The organism is Marinomonas sp. PE14-40 (assembly GCF_051623805.1).
Lineage (GTDB): Bacteria > Pseudomonadota > Gammaproteobacteria > Pseudomonadales > Marinomonadaceae > Marinomonas.
The window spans coordinates 996,148-1,009,829 of sequence record NZ_CP130700.1 but is presented as its reverse complement, the minus strand read 5'-3'; the positions used below and the strand labels follow the sequence as shown (position 1 = coordinate 1,009,829).

The window sequence follows — 13,682 nt, the reverse complement described above, 5'->3', positions numbered from 1 at the left end:
TTTATTTAGAAAGGCGGCTAGCATTAAGGGCAACTAATAATGAACTAAGTGCCATACCAATTGCTGCAGCCCAGGCAGGAACATAGCCAAGAATAGCGGCGGGTAGCATGATGGCGTTGTAGCTAGCGGCCCAAAATAAATTCTGCTTTATGATTGTTTGGCACTTTTTGGCTAACTTAATTGAGTGATTGATTGTATTAATTTGGCTATTAATCAATACTGCATCAGCATGGATTTTTGCTAAATCAGAGCTTGCAGCCATGGCAATTGATGTATTAGCTCCTGCCAGTGAAGGAACATCATTTAGACCGTCACCAACCATTAAAATGTTAGTTTTGTCATCTTGTGAGTTGATCCATTGCCACTTTTCTTCAGGTGACATTTGGCATTTAAAGTGATCAAATGCCTCAGGGCTTAACACAGAGTTTGCCGACTCGTTTGTATCGCCCGTTAATAAACTCACCTGAATTCTATTATGTCTTAGATCACTTATTGCTTCTTGGCTATGGGGTCTTAGTCTGTCTTGAAGGTAAATGGTTCCAATAATTCCAGTGTTTACTTTAGCTAAATATAGCGTTAAACCAGTGAAGTCAGAAGCGCTCGGTTTTGTTTTATTGTCTAAGCTTGAAATAAACTTCAGATTGCCTAGTAAATAACGTTCGCCGTTTATCATCCCTTCAACACCAAGGCCGGTGTGATTAATAATGTTATTTGCTTTAAAGGGGGATATTTGTCTAAAAGCTTTTGCGATTGGGTGAATAGACTCGCTCTCAAGTGCGCTTGCTATATGTAAGCATTGGTTTTTATCAATAGCATCAACATGACTAATATCAAATTGACCATGGGTAAGAGTGCCTGTCTTATCAAATATAATATGCTTACATCGAGCAAGTGACTCAATAACATGTCCTCTTGTGACGAGTAATCCAAACTCTTTAAGTTTGTTGGTCGCTGATGTTAGAGCCACAGGTGTCGCTAGTGATAAAGCGCAGGGGCAAGTGACGACTAATACGCTAATCATAATCCAATAGGCTTCATCTGACCCTGCAAGTGTCCAGCCTATAAATGTGAGGCTGGCGCAAATAAGGACTAGGATAACGAAATAATGAGCAACATTATCTGCAATTTTAGCAATTTTAGGTTTTTCACTCAGTGCTCTATCGGTTAAGCGTTCTATTGCGGCTGCGCGAGTTTGTTTTCCTATTGCTGATACCTGGATTTCAATATTTTGCTCAACATTAATTGTTTGTGCGACAACACTTTCTCCAATTACTTTTGATATGGGTAAGTATTCGCCTGTTAAACTTGATTCGTCAATACTTGTGCTTCCTTTAGTAATGATGCCATCAACAGGGATATTTTCTCCCGATTTTATGAGTATGGTGTCACCAACAGATATCTTACTTAGCGGTATTTCAACCGTTTGCTCGTCCTCTTTAATCAGCCAAGCGCTTGAGAGTTCCTGCTGATTGCGGTTGTTGCTGTAAGACTTATGTCTTGCGGCTTCTTCTAGAAAGCGTCCTAGCAATAAGAAAAATGTGAACATGGTGACAGAATCAAAGTAAACATGGCCTGTTTTACTAACCATAGAGTAAATGCTGGCAGTGTAAGCAAGCCCTATTCCAAGTGAAACAGGTAAATCCATAGTGAAATGACGAGTTTTTAGGTCTCGTAATGCGGCTTTAAAAAATGGAAAACCTGAAAATAAAACAACGGGAGTGGCAAACGCAAAACTTAACCAACTAATCAGTGATTTAAGATTTTGATCCATTCCTTGGATGTCGCCAGCATAGAGTGCTATGGCGCTCATCATAACTTGCATCATGCCAACACCTGCTACACCTAATCTTATAATAGATGTTTTCTTGGCTTTTTTGATGTCGATATCAGTTTTGTCAGCACGATAGGGGTTTGCTTGATAGCCGAGAGATTGAACTTCTTCGGCTATGTGTGTGATGTCAATTTTACTTGGCTGCCATTCAAGTGTAGCTAAAGACGTGCTTAAGTTGATGTGGATGCTGGATATGCCATCAAGTTGTGAAAGCCTTGTTTCGATCAGCCAAGCACAGGCAGCGCAAGTCATGCCCTTTAAGCTAATTTGAATGTGATGGACATCATTATTTTCAAACACATATAAAGGGTAGAGGTCGGGGTCTTTAATTAATGTAAATTTGTTCTCAAACTCAGACTTATTTTGAGCATTTTGAGCTTTTTCAGTTCTGTGTTGATAATAATTGCTTAAATCTGCCCCATTAATAAATTCGGCGATTGCTTGGCAACCATAACAGCAAAAATCGACAACGTGGTCGTCGACTTTACTTTGGATATTTAGGTCTTTAGGGACATCCTCACCGCAATGGTAGCAAGTGTTTTGACTCATAGTTTGAATTGGGTGTAATTAGAGTCGGTAAGGTTTAGTCTTGCGCTAATTTGCCAGCCAACAGCAGATTCCAGATATAAATTCCAAATGCCTGAAATAGATTTATCGAGACTGCCACGATATTGATTATCTGCAATACGTGATAATTTAATATTGAAATCTTTATCAGAGATGGCGGAGTTATAGAAATTTAGAGTTAATATTTGTTCTTGGGCATTCTCAGTGGTAAGAATTACTTCTCCTGTTGTGTTGTCTACAGCAATTGAGGCGCTGATATTAAGCTCTGTAGCTAGATTGCGCTTACCTATAACCTTATTGATGCCAAGTCCTTCTTTATAATAATTATCAACCACCATGTCGTTTGGAGAGTTCAATGCGAAAGAAATTTGGATAACACCAACGATCATTGAGCTGACAGGGATAGCGATAACAAACCAGGGCCAAAACTGTTTATACCAAGGAGTAGGGTTCACGTAATAATTACCTCTAGTGAAGGCGCCTATTATAGGCGCCTAATGTTTTAGTATTAATTTACTGGTCCAAGGAATCTGCTTTCAGTGGTTTTACTCACGTCAAAGCCTTCATCTATAGAGTTGATGGTAAAACTGATCTTATTTTTTTGTGCTTTCAAAGCGTGCGGAGGCACTTGTATTGAAAGTGGAATAGAGCGTACTTCACCAGATGTTACATAGATCTTTTTACGGCCTATTACTTTAATTCCATCCAAACCTTCAACTTTAAGTCTAAAGGTATGGTCTGATTGATCCATATTCATCACTTTAATCGTGTAAATATTTTCTATCATGCCGCTTGGAGTCGTATTATATAGACGATTTCTATCCTTTAAAACATCTAATCCAAGTGCTTCGCGATCTGTTGCGATATAGCCAAAACTAATTACCATAATTAAAAGTGCGATAGCGTATCCAATGGATTTTGGTCTCCACACTTTGGTTTTCTTTCCTTCGAGGCTATTTTCTGTGGTGTAACTAATGAGGCCTTTTGGGTAATTCATTTTTTCCATCACGGAGTCGCAGGCGTCGATACAAAGGGCACAACCAATACATTGGAACTGAAGGCCATCACGGATGTCGATGCCGGCAGGACAAACATGTACACACTGATTGCAATCAATGCAGTCACCTAGATTAAGCTCTTTCAAGTCAGCGCGACGCTTACGTTTACCGCGGTTCTCACCTCGAACTTCATCATAAGAAATAACCAAGGTGTTAGTGTCAAACATAACAGATTGAAAGCGTGCATAAGGGCACATGAAAGAACAGACTTGCTCTCTCATCCAGCCTGCAAATAAGTATGTAGCACCCGTAAAAAAAGCGATCCAAAAATATGCCCAAGGGTGAGCTTCTAGAGTAAATATATCAATGGAAAGTTCCCTGATGGGGGTGAAATAGCCAACAAAGGCTAAACCCGTTAGCGCGGAAAAGAGTACCCAAAGAGCATGTTTATTAAACTTCTTGATAAACTTTGATCGAGACATGGGTTGCTTATCAAGCGCAATGCGTTGGTTGCGATTTCCCTCGGTTTTTTCCTCTATCCACATAAAAATCATGGTCCAGACAGTTTGGGGGCAGGTGTAACCACACCAAACACGCCCAAACAGAGTGGTCATGAGAAATAGAGCAAAGGCAGCTATTATGAGAAGCCAGGCTAATAAGACGAAGTCTTGTGGCCAATAGGTGACATTAAAAATATGAAACTGTCGGCTAGGAAGGTCAAAAAATACAGCTTGGCGATCGCCAAGATCAATCCAAGGTGTTAAAAAGTAGGCAGCCATCAAAACCCAAAGAATCTTAGTCCTTATAGATTGGAAGAAGCCTTGAATGCGGCGGGTATAAATTTTTGTGCGTTTTTGATAAAGGTCGTATTCAACAACATCGTTATCTAGATTCTTTAATGGAATCTGCTGACTCATAGCCATTCATCCTGTAAACAGATTAATAGAAAGTGACAGATAAATAATACAGAAAAGAAGAGAGGATCGAGTGTGACATGGTGTCACACTCGAGAAGAAGCATTACTCTTGATGAGAAAGGCTGTATACATAAGCAGAGACAATATGTGTTTTGTCTTCGCCTAGAATTTCATTCCATGCTGGCATTTTACCTGCACGTCCGTTACGCAATGTTTGCATAACTTGTTGTTGAGTGCCGCCATATAACCAAATGTCATCAGTTAAGTTAGGTGCACCAAATAACTTGTTGCCTTTTGCATCTTGACCGTGGCAAGCGACACAGTTAGCGGCAAAAATATCTTTACCTTTTGCAACGGCATCATTGTCAGTAGCTTTACCTGAAAGGCTAAGTACGTATTGAGTTGCATCACTGATGCCTTGCTCACCTAGACTTGCGCCCCATGCAGGCATAGCTGCAGTTCTACCATGCAAGATAGTTGTTTTGATTTCGCTTGCCGCACCACCGTATAACCAATCATTATCGGTCAGATTAGGGAAACCATAACTACCTGTAGCGGCAGAGCCGTGACAAATTGCACAGTTGTTTGAGAATAAGCGTTGACCTAGGCGCATTGCTTTGTCATCTTGGCTTAATTCAACAAGTTCAGTGCTTTGGTATTTAGCGAACAAAGGGCCAAACTCTTGTTCAGCTTTAGCAACTTCACGCTCATACTGGTTTATTTGAGTCCAACCAAGTAGGCCCTTGAAGTTACCAAGACCTGGGTAAAGTGCTAAATAAACTAATCCAAACACTACGGTAATGACAAACTTCCAATACCACCAGCGTGGTAGAGGGTTGTCAAGCTCTTCAATACCATCATAAACGTGACCCGTTGTAGGGACTTCGCCGTTTGGGTGTTTTTTATTGCTGCGAACACTTGCCAATAACCAATAACAACCAAAAATAGAGCCAAGTGTTATGGTAATGATCCAAGCGCTCCAAAAAGGAGTTAATTCATTCATTTTTGTTTGTTCTCCGCGGATTGCTTGTTGGGCATATCTTCATCGTCGTCAAAAGGTAGATTAGCAGCTTCATTAAAGTCACCTTTCTTTCTTTTACTGAAGGCCCATAACGTAACAGCGATAAAGGCAACGAAAGCCAATACTGTTGCGATACTTCTAAGCGTATTAATGTCCATAGTTGAGTCCTAGCGTTTGATTACTGTGCCAAGCTGCTGTAAATAAGCAACTAGAGCATCAATCTCACGTTTGCCGCGAACGTCTTCTTTCGCTGTGGTAATTTGCGCATCAGTAAAAGGAACGCCAACTGAGCGTAGAGCTAGCATCTTTTTAGCTGTCATATTGCCGTCAAGTGTACTGTTAAACAGCCAAGGGAAAGAAGGCATGTTTGACTCAGGTACAACATCTCGTGGGTTATACAGGTGAGCACGGTGCCATTCATCACTATAGCGCTGACCTACACGAGCCAAGTCAGGACCAGTACGCTTAGAGCCCCAAAGGTGAGGGTGATCGTAAACTGATTCACCCGCAACACTGTAAGGGCCATAACGTTCAGTTTCAGCTCTGAATGGACGAATCATTTGTGTGTGACAGCCAACACAACCTTCACGGATATAAATATCACGACCTTCAAGCTCTAAAGCGGTTAAAGGCTTTAGGTTTTCCACTGGTTGAGTGGTTTTTTGCATAAAGAACAGAGGTACGATTTCAACCATAGCACCGAAGCTGATCGCTACGATGATTAGGGCAATCATAAGGCCTATGTTCTTTTCGATTATTTCATGACGCATTTAAAAGCCCCTTATGCTGCTTGTGTATTTGCTGTGTTTGCAAGCTCTTGCTCTTTTTGGCAAGCACGTACAGTAAGGTAGGTGTTAACAGCCATTAAGATCATACCTGTTAAGAATAGTGCGCCACCAATAACGCGTACTGTATAGCCTGGTTTGCTTGCATCAACAGATTCAACAAAACTGTATACAAGTGAACCATCGTTGTTAAATGCACGCCACATTAGGCCTTGCATGATACCGTTTACCCACATTGAAGCGATGTAAAGCACTGTACCAATTGTTGCTAACCAGAAGTGAACGTTAATTAGTTTGATTGAGTGCATTTCGCCTGCTTTACGACCAAACACAATTGGTAGCATGTGATATACCGCACCAATACTAACCATAGCAACCCAACCTAAAGCACCAGCGTGTACGTGACCAATAGTCCAGTCAGTGTAATGTGAAAGCGCGTTAACTGTTTTGATGGCCATCATTGGGCCTTCAAAGGTAGACATACCATAGAAAGACAATGAAACAACTAAGAAACGTAGAATAGGGTCAGTACGAAGTTTGTGCCAAGCACCAGAAAGTGTCATTACACCGTTGATCATACCACCCCAAGAAGGTGCTAATAGGATCAAAGACATTACCATACCAACACTTTGAGTCCACTCAGGAAGTGCTGTGTAATGTAAATGGTGAGGGCCAGCCCAGATGTAAAGAGAAATCAACGCCCAAAAGTGAACGATAGATAGGCGGTATGAGAATACTGGGCGACCAGTTTGCTTAGGTACGAAGTAGTACATGATGCCTAAGAAACCAGCTGTCAGGAAGAAACCTACAGCATTATGACCATACCACCACTGAACCATGGCATCGATTGCGCCAGAGTATATGGAGTAGGATTTAAATAGTCCCGCAGTAACAGATAAGCTGTTGAAAATGTGAAGCACTGCTACAGTTACAATGAATGCACCAAAGAACCAGTTAGCAACATAAATGTGCTTCATCTTACGTTGCATAATTGTGCCAAAGAAAACGATGGCATATACAACCCAGACGATAGTAATAAGAATATCGATAGGCCACTCTAATTCAGCATACTCTTTAACTTGAGTGAAGCCTAAAGGTAGAGTGATTGCAGCAGCTACGATAACTGTTTGCCAGCCCCAAAAGGTGAAACTAGCTAAAGTATCAGACCAAAGACGCGCTTGCGTTGTTCTTTGAACTACGAAATAAGAAGTTGCAAAAAGTGCACAACCACCGAATCCGAAAATTACTGCGTTAGTGTGTAACGGTCGTAAACGACCAAAGTGTAGATATTCAATACCTGCGAAAATGTCTGGCCATACGAGTTGTGACGCAATTAATACGCCTAACCCCATGCCAACGACACCCCAAACGACTGTCATGATGGTGAATGCACGCACCACACTATAGTTGTAGGTTGGATGATCAAAAGCTGTGCTCATAGTTTCTTCCACAATCCACGAAGAGTGATTGACCTTGTAATTAATTGAAATGCCCGTATTAAGTTACTTCTTACAGAGACTTGGTAAGACTGACTTAAAAAGTCTTGAGTAATTTGTAAATCATACTTAAGCGGTGAGTAAACTAGCCGCGCTATTATAAGCGTTTTTGATCTTTTTTCTATTGGAGTAAGTTGTTTTTAATGGCTTTTCTTTGTCATATGGCAATATTTTTATGAGTAAGTTTTCTTTTTATATGGTCCACGGTGCGGGTCTTGGACATAGTGGTGGTTTTTTAAACAAATTTGGCGTGACATTTTGTCGCACACAAAAAATGAACTATTTGCCACTTACCTTCGAATACATGTCAGAAATGGAGGCCAATGGTAAGCGTAGACCACCCACTAGGTTTCCACAACTTGTCGATGAGTTTCTAAATAAGTTAGATCCTAATGCTCCTATTAACTCACTTATTGTCGCGGGTAAATCCATGGGGGGACGTGTTGCTTCTCAATTATCTGATGATAAAAGAGTCGCCGCGATTGTGTGTTTAGGTTTTCCATTTTATCAACAGGGAAAACCAGAAAAGCATAGGCTCTCTTTTTTACAAGAAATAAACAAACCTTGTTTAATAATTCAAGGTACCCGTGATGCTTTTGGCAAACCAGATTGGGTTAAGCAGCAACACTTAAATACGAACATTAAGTTGCATTGGTTTGAAGGGGCTGATCATGACTTTAATATGTTAAAATCTTGGAACAAAGATCAAACGCAAGTAATTGAGGAAATAAATCAAATTATCAATACTTGGATTGATTCAGAATTTAAAGCAGTGACTTGAAGAACAAGAAAATTGTTAGGAGTAAAAATGAACAACATAGAACATGATAGTTTTTTGGATGCAGTTGGACTCTATTGTCCAGAGCCTGTCATGCTTTTGCATGTTGAAATGCGAAAAATTAAAGCTAATCAGGTACTTAAAGTCGAAGCCACAGACCCTTCTACGACGAGAGATATCAACAAATTTTGCCAATTTCTAGGGCATGACCTTATTTTACAAACTGAAGAAGGTGGTCACTTTTTTTATTGGATTAAGAAAAAGAAAAAGTGAATATAGATATATCTTTTAGGTGATCTTAGCGCGAGGGAGAAATAACAAAAAATCATATCTGTAATTGTTTGTTTTATACACGATTCTTACATATTCTCGACATTCCATAACAATAAAAAGCAATTGAACGTACTCATAGGTAATTAAATTACATTTATAGTCTGTATGGTGCGTTCTCCAATAAGGAATAGAATATGTTTAAGAAATCGTTAGCGATCGCCTGTCTTGTTTCTACCTCCCTTTGGTCTGCCAGCTCTCAAGCCTGGTGGTTTTCATCCTCAGATGATGATTATACTCAAACCAAATATCCCATCCTTTTAACCCACGGCATTTTAGGTTTTGATGAAATGTTAGGTGTGGACTATTGGTATAAAATCCCCCAAACATTGGAGTCAGAAGGGGCTGAGGTTTATACGACCCAAGTAGCAAATAGCCAATCTGTAGAGGTTCGAGGGGAGCAGTTGCTAGCAGAGGTTCAAAACATTATAGCTGCGACTGGCTCTACCAAAGTTAACTTAATTGGTCACAGCCATGGTGGTCCAACAGTAAGATATGTTGCCTCGGTTAGACCTGATCTGATTGCTTCCGTTACCTCTGTGGGTGGTGTTAACAAAGGCTCAGATGTAGCCGACTTTGTACGAAATGCAGTCCCTGAAGACTCTGCTGCTGAGGCTGTTCTTGCTGGGCTGACAACAGCGTTAGCGACGGTAATTGATTATTTGTCTGCAGGCGGCTATGACCAGGATGTCCTTTCTATGCTTACTTCCTTAACGACAGAAGGTTCGTTAGCATTTAATCAAAATCATCCTCAAGGTATTCCTACAACAGCATGTGGTGAAGGTGAATATAGTGTAAATGGAGTGAATTACTATTCTTGGAGTGGTGCGAGTGCATTTACAAATGCACTCGATCCAAGTGATTACTTCTTAGGTTTAACATCAGTACTTATTGACGATAGTAAAAATGACGGCCTAATTGAAAGTTGTGATAGTAATCTTGGTATGGTTGTACGTAACGATTACAGCATGAACCATCTAGATGAGGTAAACCAATTCTTTGGTATACATCACTTGTTTGCAACTGATCCTTTAACCGTCTATCGCACACATGCTAATCGTCTTAAAAATGCTGGCCTTTAATGATTGGTGAGTTATGAATATTTCCCTAACTAAGAAAGTCTGCTTAATCGCGTTTGGTGGACTTGCATTTCTTGGTTTGGCGAAGTGGACAGGTGTTGCTTATCAAGCAGCGCCTGTCTTACAGACCAATCAAGATCAAGGCTCTTTAACTAATAACCAAATTTCAAATAAACCAGTTGAATCATTCGTTTTGTCATCTTCAGAAAAAGCCGACATAAAGGCTCAACTGAATGTTGCACAAAATAATGAATACAATCGCTTCAAAGATAAATTTGAATGGATAGGCTCACAATCCTCGTTAAGGGGAACCAGTATAGCTGGCTCATATCCTATTGATGCAGAAGGGCATTTATTTCCTCATATTAGTATTAAGCACAGATTTGATTATTTTATGACGCTGCTTGGTGAATTATCGTATGAACAACTCATTGAGTTAATTAAAGAAGATATCAAGCTATCACTTGAAGAGCCTGCTCGGAGAGAAGCGCTTGAGTTGTTGGGAAACTATCAAGCCTTTAAATATGCATTAAAAGCGTTAGACGATGAGTTTTCGAATTATCAAGTTAATCTAAAAGATAAAGACGCTATCATAAATAGACAAATTAACTTGTATCAAGAAATTGACATGTTGCGGTATGAGTACTTTGAACCTGATTATAGATTGGCTTTTTTTGAGCAGGATATTGCAGATGAGCAAGCGCTCATCGCTACATTACAGGGCAATGATGTTGCTAATTTAGCGGAGGATAAAACTAAACTAACTGGTTTAATTAATACATTAGAGCAAAAAAGCGAAGCGACAGGTGAGGACTTGTTTGATCTACAAGCAAAGGAGTTTGGAGTAGAGGCAGCGCAAAGGCTTGCTAATGTGAGAGAGTCTCAAAATGAGCTTAATACAAGAGTGCGACAGTTTATAATACAAAAAGAAAGTATCTTAAATTCAGGTCTTTCTCATGAAGATCAAAGCTTAGAACTAAAGTACTTAATTGAATCTAAATTCAGTTTAAGTGAGCAAAAAAGGTTAACTGCATTAGTCGCTATACTGCAGTGATATCATTAATGTGTTAACTGTTAATATATTGATTTATAGAGTAAATAAATTGAGCTGTAGTTAAAAAATATATTTATTATAACGAATTTCTAGTTACTAAGCGGTTGACACTTGTCGTTTGTAAAGGCACTATCACGCAAAATTTGCTTTACAGCAATACAGATAAAGTTAGTCGGGGTGCTCTTTAGAGCTGAGACTGAGGCTTGCCTCTAGACCCGTTGAACCTGACCCAGTTAATACTGGCGTAGGGAACTGGCAAGCCTCATTTCTTTTAGACAATTTCAATCAGTCTGTCTTTTTTAGGCTCCAGTTATTATTAGGAGCCTTATATGCAAACACATAATCAACCTCATATTTCGTTAACCATTGCCGGGTCTGACAGTGGCGGGGGCGCAGGTATTCAGGCTGATATAAAAGCAATGTCAGCAACAGGGTCATTTGCTTGCTCAGTGATTACTGCGCTTACGGCACAAAATACTCAAGGCGTCAGTGCCATTCATCCTGTGCCAAAATCGTTTGTTGAAGCCCAATTAGAAAGCGTTTTTTCCGATATGAAAGTTGATGCTGTTAAAATTGGCATGCTTTCAGATGCAGATACAATTCTTATGATTGCTCAGGCGCTTAAAAAGTATCAACCTAAATTCATAATATTAGACCCTGTTATGGTCGCAACAAGCGGCGATGTTTTATTAGAGTCAAAAGCAATTTCCAGCCTAGTTAATTACCTAATTCCTTTAGCAAATTTGATCACTCCAAACCTCTATGAAGCGCAAGTGTTGTTAGGGCGAGACCTTAATGCTTTCCCAAAATCTAATACTGAGTTAGAAAGCACAGCACAATCTCTTTTAGCACTTGGTTCTCAAGGTGTCTTATTAAAGGGTGGGCATATGGACACTCAAGACAGCACAGATGTTTGGGTGACTGAAAATCAATTCGAGTACTTTTCTAAGGAAAGAATAATTACAACTAATACTCATGGAACTGGTTGTACTTTGTCTTCTGCGATAACAAGTTACCTGGCCCAAGGTTTCTCAATGTCTGAGTCAATTAGAAAAGCCAAGACTTATATCTCCCATGGTTTAGTGGCGGCTAAGGATTATCAATTAGGACAAGGTAGCGGCCCTGTTGATCACTTCTTTATGCTGAATCAATCAGGTTTGATGCATGATTAACCCTAACGCTTTAGCTTCAAAGATCATGGCTCAAAAAGAGTATGTGGTGACAGCAAGTCTACAATATCAGCAGAGCCTTGATTATATATATCATGAGGTAGAGTTGAGGCTAGCTGCAAATCAGGTTACCTGTTTGTTAGGACAAAGTGGCTGTGGCAAATCTAGCTTGTTAAAGCATTTAGTAGGGCTCCATAAGAGTGCATTTGTAAATGAGTTAGCGATACAAACTAATGAAGATGCAAGCTTAGATGTGAAAAAATTTCGACAATCGCTTGCTTACATGGCACAGCAAGACCTGTTACTGCCATGGTTATCTGTTATTGATAATGTTCTGCTAGCTTATGATCTAAAGCGCCCAATATTGAAAAATAAAAGTCAATTTGATCAGACGTTAAAAGACCGAGCGTTATCAATTTTAGAGCAAGTCGGTTTATCGAATAAAGCAGATCATAACGTATCGACTTTATCTGGCGGTATGAGGCAAAGAGTCGCTTTAGCCAGAACCTTAATTCAAGATAAATCCATTATCCTAATGGATGAGCCGTTTTCATCCGTCGATGCCATTACCCGTGATAAGTTGCAGCAGTTGAGTTGTCATTTATTCAAAAATAAGACCGTTCTTTTAGTTACTCATGACCCACTTGAAGCGTTAATCATGGGGCATAATGTTTTACACTTTTCTAGCTTTCCTGAAAGGCCAATAGCTAAAAATGAGCTGACTAAAGAAGAGCTAATTAAAACCAAAGCTAAGCGTAAAGCATTAGAATCTATGCCGTTACCCAATACTTATCCGCCACGAAAAATTGGTGAAGAAGTGTCAAGCTTTCACGGTAAACTTATGCAGATGATGCAGGCAAGACGATGAAAATACATGTAAATGCCAATGTATATCGAGTCCTGATTGTTAGCTTGGTTGTCATCTTTTTATGGTGGTTACTGGTTGCAATAACGCAAGTGCCAAGCTTTATATTGCCATCGCCAGAGAAGGTTTTTACTAGGCTCTGGCAATTAACGGATGTGTTATATCCTCACTTTTTGGTGACTCTAATTGAGATAATATTTGGAGTCTTACTGGGTGTATCTGCTGGGCTAATGTTTGCCATTTTTATGGTCTTCTTTAAGCCTGTTCGTCTCTGGTTATTGCCTGTATTACTTTTTAGTCAGGCCATTCCTGTGTTTGCAATAGCACCCATTCTAGTACTTTGGTTTGGCTACGGAATAGTCTCCAAGGTCATTATGGCGGCTGTCATTATCTTTTTCCCTATTCTAATGACATCGTTTGATGGTTTAAGGCAATCATCTAGAGAGTATATTGAGCTTGCTCAATCAATGCGGGCTAACCGTTTAAGTATCCTTTTTAGAATTCAATTACCAGCAGCGCTTCCCGTTATGGCGTCTGGGATTCGTATGGCAATGGTGGTTGCTCCCATTGGCGCCATTATTGGTGAATGGGTTGGTTCATCTCAAGGGCTGGGTTACTTCATGCTTTATGCCAATGCACGAATGCAAGTCGCAGACATGTTTGCAGCGTTATTTCTACTCTGCTTACTTTCAATTTCACTCTATTACCTTGCTGATCAATGTTTAAAGAAAATGATTTTTTGGCAACAAGATAATAGTTAATAACACCTAGATACCATCCTTAAATAAGAGAA

At 39.8% G+C, this 13,682-nt stretch carries 14 protein-coding genes and 1 riboswitch; of the genes, 7 read left to right on the top strand and 7 right to left on the bottom strand.

Annotated elements, in window-relative coordinates:
- Position 1: 1 nt before the first annotated feature.
- From Q0A08_RS04595 to ccoN, 7 genes are all read right to left on the bottom strand, one after another.
- On the bottom strand, positions 2-2,380 hold the full coding sequence (locus tag Q0A08_RS04595) for a heavy metal translocating P-type ATPase (RefSeq protein ID WP_438465222.1): 2,379 nt from the start codon (positions 2,378-2,380) through the stop codon (positions 2-4).
- The gene (locus Q0A08_RS04590; RefSeq protein ID WP_438465221.1) at positions 2,377-2,853 is read right to left on the bottom strand and encodes a FixH family protein; all 477 of its coding nucleotides are present in this window, start codon (positions 2,851-2,853) and stop codon (positions 2,377-2,379) included. Before Q0A08_RS04590 ends, Q0A08_RS04595 begins: the two co-directional genes overlap by 4 nt.
- 53 nt (positions 2,854-2,906) lie before the next feature.
- Positions 2,907-4,319 (bottom strand): cytochrome c oxidase accessory protein CcoG, encoded by a 1,413-nt coding sequence (gene ccoG / locus Q0A08_RS04585; protein WP_438465219.1) that lies wholly within the window; start codon positions 4,317-4,319, stop codon positions 2,907-2,909.
- 96 nt (positions 4,320-4,415) lie between these two features.
- Positions 4,416-5,315, bottom strand: a complete 900-nt coding sequence (gene ccoP / locus Q0A08_RS04580; protein WP_438465217.1) for a cytochrome-c oxidase, cbb3-type subunit III — start codon at positions 5,313-5,315, stop codon at positions 4,416-4,418.
- On the bottom strand, positions 5,312-5,491 hold the full coding sequence (locus Q0A08_RS04575; RefSeq protein ID WP_438465215.1) for a cbb3-type cytochrome oxidase subunit 3: 180 nt from the start codon (positions 5,489-5,491) through the stop codon (positions 5,312-5,314). Before Q0A08_RS04575 ends, ccoP begins: the two co-directional genes overlap by 4 nt.
- 9 nt (positions 5,492-5,500) lie before the next feature.
- Positions 5,501-6,103 (bottom strand): cytochrome-c oxidase, cbb3-type subunit II, encoded by a 603-nt coding sequence (gene ccoO / locus Q0A08_RS04570; protein WP_438465213.1) that lies wholly within the window; start codon positions 6,101-6,103, stop codon positions 5,501-5,503.
- Positions 6,104-6,114: 11 nt separating this feature from the next.
- The gene (gene ccoN, locus Q0A08_RS04565; protein ID WP_438465211.1) at positions 6,115-7,557 is read right to left on the bottom strand and encodes a cytochrome-c oxidase, cbb3-type subunit I; all 1,443 of its coding nucleotides are present in this window, start codon (positions 7,555-7,557) and stop codon (positions 6,115-6,117) included.
- A gap of 232 nt (positions 7,558-7,789) precedes the next feature.
- Here ccoN and Q0A08_RS04560 point away from each other — a divergent pair, with 232 nt between their 5' ends.
- The 7 genes from Q0A08_RS04560 (at position 7,790) to Q0A08_RS04530 (ending at position 13,650) form a co-directional block, all read left to right on the top strand.
- Positions 7,790-8,395: an alpha/beta family hydrolase gene (locus Q0A08_RS04560; RefSeq protein ID WP_438465210.1), complete on the top strand. Its 606-nt coding sequence runs from the start codon at positions 7,790-7,792 to the stop codon at positions 8,393-8,395.
- A gap of 27 nt (positions 8,396-8,422) precedes the next feature.
- Positions 8,423-8,665: a sulfurtransferase TusA gene (tusA, locus tag Q0A08_RS04555; RefSeq protein ID WP_438465208.1), complete on the top strand. Its 243-nt coding sequence runs from the start codon at positions 8,423-8,425 to the stop codon at positions 8,663-8,665.
- Between the two features lie 194 nt (positions 8,666-8,859).
- A complete protein-coding gene (locus Q0A08_RS04550) occupies positions 8,860-9,804 on the top strand; it encodes a lipase family alpha/beta hydrolase (RefSeq protein WP_438465207.1) in 945 nt (314 codons plus the stop codon).
- A gap of 13 nt (positions 9,805-9,817) precedes the next feature.
- The gene (locus Q0A08_RS04545) at positions 9,818-10,855 is read left to right on the top strand and encodes a lipase secretion chaperone (protein ID WP_438465206.1); all 1,038 of its coding nucleotides are present in this window, start codon (positions 9,818-9,820) and stop codon (positions 10,853-10,855) included.
- A 163-nt stretch (positions 10,856-11,018) separates the two neighbouring features.
- Positions 11,019-11,123: riboswitch (TPP riboswitch) on the top strand.
- 61 nt (positions 11,124-11,184) lie between these two features.
- On the top strand, positions 11,185-12,027 hold the full coding sequence (thiD, locus tag Q0A08_RS04540) for a bifunctional hydroxymethylpyrimidine kinase/phosphomethylpyrimidine kinase (RefSeq protein WP_438465204.1): 843 nt from the start codon (positions 11,185-11,187) through the stop codon (positions 12,025-12,027).
- Positions 12,020-12,892 (top strand): ABC transporter ATP-binding protein, encoded by an 873-nt coding sequence (locus Q0A08_RS04535; protein ID WP_438465202.1) that lies wholly within the window; start codon positions 12,020-12,022, stop codon positions 12,890-12,892. Before thiD ends, Q0A08_RS04535 begins: the two co-directional genes overlap by 8 nt.
- Positions 12,889-13,650, top strand: a complete 762-nt coding sequence (locus tag Q0A08_RS04530; protein ID WP_438465200.1) for an ABC transporter permease — start codon at positions 12,889-12,891, stop codon at positions 13,648-13,650. The genes Q0A08_RS04535 and Q0A08_RS04530 overlap by 4 nt, the downstream gene beginning before the upstream one ends.
- Positions 13,651-13,682 lie beyond the last annotated feature (32 nt).

What these genes read in the sequence shown, in the direction of transcription:
- Q0A08_RS04595 (WP_438465222.1), bottom strand. Translation starts at nt 2,380, where the DNA reads ATGAGTCAAAACACTTGCTACCATTGCGGTGAGGATGTCCCTAAAGAC.
- ccoO (WP_438465213.1), bottom strand. Translation starts at nt 6,103, where the DNA reads ATGCGTCATGAAATAATCGAAAAGAACATAGGCCTTATGATTGCCCTA.
- ccoG (WP_438465219.1), bottom strand. Translation starts at nt 4,319, where the DNA reads ATGGCTATGAGTCAGCAGATTCCATTAAAGAATCTAGATAACGATGTT.
- Q0A08_RS04545 (WP_438465206.1), top strand. Translation starts at nt 9,818, where the DNA reads ATGAATATTTCCCTAACTAAGAAAGTCTGCTTAATCGCGTTTGGTGGA.
- Q0A08_RS04560 (WP_438465210.1), top strand. Translation starts at nt 7,790, where the DNA reads ATGAGTAAGTTTTCTTTTTATATGGTCCACGGTGCGGGTCTTGGACAT.
- ccoP (WP_438465217.1), bottom strand. Translation starts at nt 5,315, where the DNA reads ATGAATGAATTAACTCCTTTTTGGAGCGCTTGGATCATTACCATAACA.
- Q0A08_RS04550 (WP_438465207.1), top strand. Translation starts at nt 8,860, where the DNA reads ATGTTTAAGAAATCGTTAGCGATCGCCTGTCTTGTTTCTACCTCCCTT.
- tusA (WP_438465208.1), top strand. Translation starts at nt 8,423, where the DNA reads ATGAACAACATAGAACATGATAGTTTTTTGGATGCAGTTGGACTCTAT.
- Q0A08_RS04575 (WP_438465215.1), bottom strand. Translation starts at nt 5,491, where the DNA reads ATGGACATTAATACGCTTAGAAGTATCGCAACAGTATTGGCTTTCGTT.
- thiD (WP_438465204.1), top strand. Translation starts at nt 11,185, where the DNA reads ATGCAAACACATAATCAACCTCATATTTCGTTAACCATTGCCGGGTCT.
- Q0A08_RS04535 (WP_438465202.1), top strand. Translation starts at nt 12,020, where the DNA reads ATGATTAACCCTAACGCTTTAGCTTCAAAGATCATGGCTCAAAAAGAG.
- Q0A08_RS04530 (WP_438465200.1), top strand. Translation starts at nt 12,889, where the DNA reads ATGAAAATACATGTAAATGCCAATGTATATCGAGTCCTGATTGTTAGC.
- ccoN (WP_438465211.1), bottom strand. Translation starts at nt 7,557, where the DNA reads ATGAGCACAGCTTTTGATCATCCAACCTACAACTATAGTGTGGTGCGT.